The organism is Streptomyces sp. NPDC002690 (genome assembly GCF_053592415.1).
The window spans coordinates 1-5,448 of sequence record NZ_JBSFVR010000443.1 but is presented as its reverse complement, the minus strand read 5'-3'; the positions used below and the strand labels follow the sequence as shown (position 1 = coordinate 5,448).

The window sequence follows — 5,448 nt, the reverse complement described above, 5'->3', positions numbered from 1 at the left end:
GGATCGGTGGCCGTCCGCCCCCGACCCCGCACCGTGGACGCCGGAGGCGGCCCGCGCGTCGATCTCCAGCGTGGTGTCCGGCACCCTGCGCGGACGCGCCGCCCTCGGCGCGGACGAGGCGCGGTCCCGGCCGGCCACCGATCCGCCCGAGGCGGCGCCGTCCGGCGTACCGCCCCTGCCCAGTAGCCCGAACCAGCAGCACGGAGGCCGGTCGTGACCGGAACCATCACTCGACTTCCCGACTTGGGCTGGATGCTCCGCCCGCTCACCGAGATCCCCGGCGTCCGGCACGCCGTCGTCGTCTCGGAGGACGGCCTGCGTCTCGGTCACGCGTCGGCGAAGAACCTCTCTGGCCCGGTGTCCGACCTGAGCGTCGCGGAGGCGGAGTCGCTCTCGGCGGCCTGCGCGGCGATGACCATGACGGGCCGCTCCACGACGAAGCTGCTGTTCGGCTCGGGGGTCGGACTGCGCCAGTTGATGCTGGAGTCCGATCACGGGTTCGTCCTGTTCACCCATGCCGGGGTGGGCGCGCACCTGGGTGTCGCCACGGACCTGGAGGCGGACGTCGGCCTCGTCGCGCAGCAAATGCAGCTGCTGGTGGCGAAGATCGGCGCGCACCTGAGCAGTCTGCCGCGGGATCAGGCCATCGCGTCGTCATGACGGACCGGTCCGAGGAGCCGAGGGCCTCGGCGGTACGCCCGTACGTCATCACCCGCGGCCGTGCGGAGTCCGGCGGGGAGCCGCTGTCCTGGGAGTCGTTGGTGATGGCGACGGAGGCGGCGTTCCCCGCCTCCCTCCAGCCGGAGCACCTCGCGATCCTGACGCACTGCGAGGGGCTCATCTCGGTCGCGGAAGTGGCCGCGCACCTGCGCCAGCCGCCTTCGGTCGTGCAGGTGCTCCTCGCCGATCTCGTCCAGTGGGGGCTGATCGTGACCCGTCCTCCCATTCCCGCGGCCGAACGCGCCGACTTGACCATGCTCAGAAAGGTCCTCGATGGTCTCGAAAGCCGTATCTGAAGCCTTCGTCGAGGCCGGTCCGGCTCCCGCCCCGGGCGGGAGGGCGCCCGTCGGCCCCTCCTCCGGGAAGTACGTGGCGTCCAGCGTGGCCGGGGCGGCGAAGATCCTGGTCGTCGGCCCCCTGGGGGTGGGCAAGACCACGCTGATCGGCACCGTCTCGGAGATCGAGCCGCTCTTCACGGAGGCCGCGATGACCCAGGCGGGTGCCAGGGTCGACACCGTCGTGGACAGCGGCAAGACCACCACCACGGTCGCCCTGGACTTCGGGCGGCTGACCATCGACGGCGATCTGGTGCTCTACCTCTTCGGTACGCCCGGGCAGCAGCGGTTCCTGCCGGCCTGGCGGGATCTCGCCAAGGGTGCGCTGGGGGCGCTCGCCCTGGTGGACACCCGGGACCTGAGCGCGTCGTTCGACGCCCTCGGCAATCTGGAGGATCTGGATCTGCCGTTCGCCGTCGCCGTGAACGTCTTCCCCGGCAGTCCCCTGCACGACACGGCCGATCTGCGCTCGGCTCTCGATCTGCTGCCCGGAACTCCGGTGGTCCTGTGCGACGCGCGCGACCAGGAGTCGTCGATCCGGGCCCTGATCGCCCTCGTCAGCCACCTCATCCATGTCGCCACGGAGCCCTCATGAGCACGCCGCATCCCCCGGCCGGGTCCGCCGCCCGGTGCCCCTGGCCCGCCGCCCCGCCCGTGTCCTCGGCGACCCCGTTGTACGGGCCGGAGCTCGACGGGGACCGGATGCCCCTGCTGTACGAGGAGATGCGCGCCGAGCACGGGCCGGTGGCCCCGGTGTCCATGGCTCCGGGCATCGACGCCTGGCTCGTGCTGGGCCACCGCGAGCTGCTCCGGCTCACCCGCGACGAGGGGGACTTCTCGCACGATCCGCGCCACTGGAGTCTGCTGCGGGAGGGCCGGGTGCCCGCCGACTCGCCGATCCTTCCGATGGTCGGCTGGCGTCCCGCGCTGCTCTTCGCGGACGGGCAGCAGCACCGCAGGATGCGGGCGGCCGTCTCGGACGCCCTCGGCAAGATCAACGGCCACGAGCTGCGCCGGAGCGTCCGGGCCGCAGCCGAGGGACTGATCGCCTCGTTCGCGGGTCAGGGCGCGGCGGACCTGGTCGCCGACTACGCCCGTACGCTGCCGATGCGGGTGATCACCGGGCTGCTCGGGCTGGACGACCGCACCGGGCGGGAGTTGGTGGAGGCCGTGGCCGGGACGGTGTCGGCCACCAGTGGCTCGGCGGACGCCAGCCGCCGGATGGGCGCCATCCTCTACGGGCTGATCAAGGAGAAGCGGCGCGAGCCGGGCGAGGACGTCACCTCGGCGTTGCTGAACCACCCGGCGGAACTCACCGACGAGGAGGTGCTGCACAACCTGGTGGTGATGTTCGTCGCGGGCAACCAGACCACGGTGAACTGGATCGCCACCACGCTGCGCATCCTGCTCTGCGACCCGGCGTTCCGCTCCTCGCTGGCGGGCGGCCATCTGAGCGTGGACGACGCGCTCGACCTGGTCCTGTGGCGCTTCCCGCCCACCCAGAACTTCCCGGCCCGCTACGCCACCCGCGACATGCGGTTCGGCAGGCAGGACATCCGTACCGGCGACATGCTGATCCTGGGCCTGGCGGCGGCCAACGCGGACCCGGAGATCCTGCCGGCCGACGGCGCGCCGGTGGTCGGCAACCGTTCGCATCTGGCGTTCGGCGCCGGACCGCACACCTGCCCCGCGCAGGACCCGGCGCGGCTGATCACCCGGACCGCGGTGGACACCATCCGGCACCGGCTGCCGGACCTGGAACTCGCGGTGCCCGAATCCGAGTTGGAGTGGATCAAGTCTCCCTGGAGCAAGGGCCTGGGTGCGCTCCCGGTGCGGTTCGGCACACCGCAGCTGCCGCAGGGGGCGGCGCCGGCGCAGTCGGCGGGGGACCTCGCCCCGGCGCGGACGGCGCCCTGGAGTACCTCGACGCCCCGGCCTGCCACGACCGTGCCGTACTGACATCCCGCACCGACGCCCCCGGCCTTCGCGGAGTACCGGGCACCGAAACACCGAGCGGCGCTCCGCGGCCACTCATCCCCGACCCTGGAGAGCTCTGTTGAACACGTCACCGGTGAACTCGGCGGCCGACGGGCCGCACCGTCTCGACCCGGCGGGCGGCTGCCCGCACGCGGCCAACGCCCGGCTGCTGGAGCACTCCGCGGTCGCCGCGGTGCTCCTGCCCGGCGAGGTGGAGGGCATGGCGGTGCTGGGCCACGACGCGCTCAAGGAGTTCCTCCAGCACCCCGACGTGGCGAAGAACGCCACGCACTTCGCCGCGCTCCAGGCCGGTGAGATCCCGGACGGCTGGCCGCTGAAGACCTTCGCCACGGTGCAGGGGATGACGACCGCGGACGGCGCCGACCACCGGCGGCTGCGGTCTTTGATGAGCAAGGCGTTCACGCCGCGCCGGGTGGAGGAACTGAGGCCGCGCATCGAGGCGTTGACCGCCTCGCTGCTGGACGGCCTGGAGACCGCCGCCGCGGCCGGGGACGGGGTCGCCGATCTGCGGACGCACTTCGCGCTGCCGCTGCCGATGGGTGTGATCTGCGAACTGCTGGGCGTGGAGGCCGAACACCACGACCGGCTGCACCGGTTGTCCAACCAGATCGTCGCCACGGACATCGGACCGGAGGAGGCGATGGCCGCCAACCGGGAGATGGTGGAGGTGCTGAGCGCGGTCGCCGCCGCCCGTTCGAAGGAGCCGGGCGACGACCTCACCAGCGCGCTGATCGCGGCCCGCGAGGAGAACGGTGACCGGCTGGGCCCGCAGGAGCTGATCGGCACCCTGATGCTCACGATCATCGCCGGGCACGAGACGACCCTGAACCTGATCACCAACGCGGTACGGGCGCTCTGCACCCACCGCGACCAGCTCGCCCTGGTGCTCGCGGGCGAGGCGAGCTGGGAGGACGTGGTGGAGGAGACGCTGCGCTGGGACAGCCCGGTGAGCTATTTCCCGTTCCGCTACCCGACGCGCGACCTCGAACTCGACGGCACCGTGATCCCCAAGGGCACACCGGTGCTGGCCGGTTACTCGGCGGCCGGGCGGGACACGAAGGCCCACGGCCCCGACGCCGGACGCTTCGACATCACCCGCGAGGGCAAGGCCCGCCACCTCTCCCTCGGCCACGGCGCCCACTTCTGCATGGGCGCCCCGCTGGCCCGGATGGAGGGCACGGCGGCACTGGAGCAGTTGTTCACCCGCTTCCCCGATCTCGACCTCGCCGTCCCCGAGCCCGAACTGCCGCGGCACGCCTCCTTCGTGGGCAACAGCGTGCAGAAGCTGCCGGTCCGCCCGCACGGCTGAGCCGGCCCCCGAGGGCCGGGGCGGGGCGCCGAGACGGCGCGAGGGGCACGGCGGAAGTCCGCCGTGCCCCCTTCTTTTCGTACGGCTCCGAGGCGCCTCCCGCACCGGACGCCCGGGCACCCCACGCACGGGGCGAATGAGGCCTCCGTGGCACGAAAACAGTCCGGAGGTCCCTGTTCCACAGCCGGTCTCCCACGCCGGGCGCACGCCGGCGCGGAAGGGGTGGTCTCGGGCGATTTCCCCAGCATGGCCGCATGGTTACCGCGTCATGAATCGTGACCTTTGGGGTCTCCTTTACCTCTCCATGGTTCCGCTCGTCTCAGTAGATTGCCTGTGCCGCCCACGCAGGTGCGTACCCTGCGGTCTTTTCTGTGAAGGGGCGGCGGGGGGTGGGGCAGTGGAACAGCCGAAGGAGGCGGCGAGATCGGCCGCCGGCACGACGGGCGCGCGATGTCAGACGGACATCGACGCACACGGGGGGTACGGCTGGCGGCTGGTGGCGTCCAACGGGCGGGCCATGGCGGTGGCGGCGGTCTCGTTCGGATCGCCGGGGCAGTGCAGGGCGGCGTTCGCGGATCTGTGCGCGGATCACGCGCACCACTCCGGGGGGATTCAGCATCGCAAGGGGGGCGGCGGCTGGATCTGGGTGCTGCGGGACAGAGCCGGCACCGTCGTGGCCGTCTCGCCGAGGACGTACGAGCGGCATGCGACCTGCCGTTCCGCCTACGACCGATTCCGCGCGATGCTGCCCGAATTGAAGGTGGAAGAGGAGGTGTTCTGGGGTATCTCTTGAGCACGAAGGTGCGAAGAATGTCGATGTTGCCCCCAGGGCCCCTCTCGTTCACCTCTCAGGACGGGTCCGTCCACCGGATCGGTCGAGCGTCGGGGCGTGCCTTCGCTGAAAAGATCCAGACGCCTTGACGACGACGGCGTCTCCTCCGGGAAGCCCGCCGACGCTCCGGCCGCCGGTTTCACCGCCGGTCCGCCCGCCGCCGCGGCGGCGGGCGGCGACGCGCCGCGGCGGCGGTACGCGGACCCCGGCCGGGCGGACAAGGTCTTGCGGACGGGCGCCCGCGCCGGCGGGGC

7 protein-coding genes and 1 pseudogene are annotated in these 5,448 nt (G+C 72.3%); all 8 read left to right on the top strand.

Annotation, left to right across the window (positions count from 1 at the left end; all coding sequences use genetic code 11):
* Positions 1-217 (top strand): annotated as a pseudogene (locus ACWD3D_RS32840) (hypothetical protein); the annotation flags it as partial.
* On the top strand, positions 214-660 hold the full coding sequence (locus ACWD3D_RS32835) for a roadblock/LC7 domain-containing protein (protein ID WP_451464383.1): 447 nt from the start codon (positions 214-216) through the stop codon (positions 658-660). The pseudogene ACWD3D_RS32840 and the gene ACWD3D_RS32835, both read left to right, overlap by 4 nt.
* On the top strand, positions 657-1,016 hold the full coding sequence (locus tag ACWD3D_RS32830; RefSeq protein WP_328718869.1) for a DUF742 domain-containing protein: 360 nt from the start codon (positions 657-659) through the stop codon (positions 1,014-1,016). The genes ACWD3D_RS32835 and ACWD3D_RS32830 overlap by 4 nt, the downstream gene beginning before the upstream one ends.
* Before the next feature lie 85 nt (positions 1,017-1,101).
* On the top strand, positions 1,102-1,650 hold the full coding sequence (locus tag ACWD3D_RS32825) for a GTP-binding protein (RefSeq protein ID WP_451464384.1): 549 nt from the start codon (positions 1,102-1,104) through the stop codon (positions 1,648-1,650).
* On the top strand, positions 1,647-3,014 hold the full coding sequence (locus ACWD3D_RS32820; protein ID WP_451464382.1) for a cytochrome P450: 1,368 nt from the start codon (positions 1,647-1,649) through the stop codon (positions 3,012-3,014). The genes ACWD3D_RS32825 and ACWD3D_RS32820 overlap by 4 nt, the downstream gene beginning before the upstream one ends.
* 97 nt (positions 3,015-3,111) lie before the next feature.
* A complete protein-coding gene (locus tag ACWD3D_RS32815) occupies positions 3,112-4,362 on the top strand; it encodes a cytochrome P450 family protein (RefSeq protein ID WP_451464381.1) in 1,251 nt (416 codons plus the stop codon).
* A 397-nt stretch (positions 4,363-4,759) separates the two neighbouring features.
* Positions 4,760-5,155, top strand: coding sequence for a hypothetical protein (locus ACWD3D_RS32810; protein ID WP_451464380.1), 396 nt, complete (start codon positions 4,760-4,762; stop codon positions 5,153-5,155).
* Positions 5,156-5,251: 96 nt separating this feature from the next.
* Positions 5,252-5,448: hypothetical protein (locus tag ACWD3D_RS32805; protein ID WP_451464379.1), on the top strand; the 197-nt coding region annotated here is incomplete at its 3' end.

What these genes read in the sequence shown, in the direction of transcription:
- ACWD3D_RS32830 (WP_328718869.1), top strand. Translation starts at nt 657, where the DNA reads ATGACGGACCGGTCCGAGGAGCCGAGGGCCTCGGCGGTACGCCCGTAC.
- ACWD3D_RS32820 (WP_451464382.1), top strand. Translation starts at nt 1,647, where the DNA reads ATGAGCACGCCGCATCCCCCGGCCGGGTCCGCCGCCCGGTGCCCCTGG.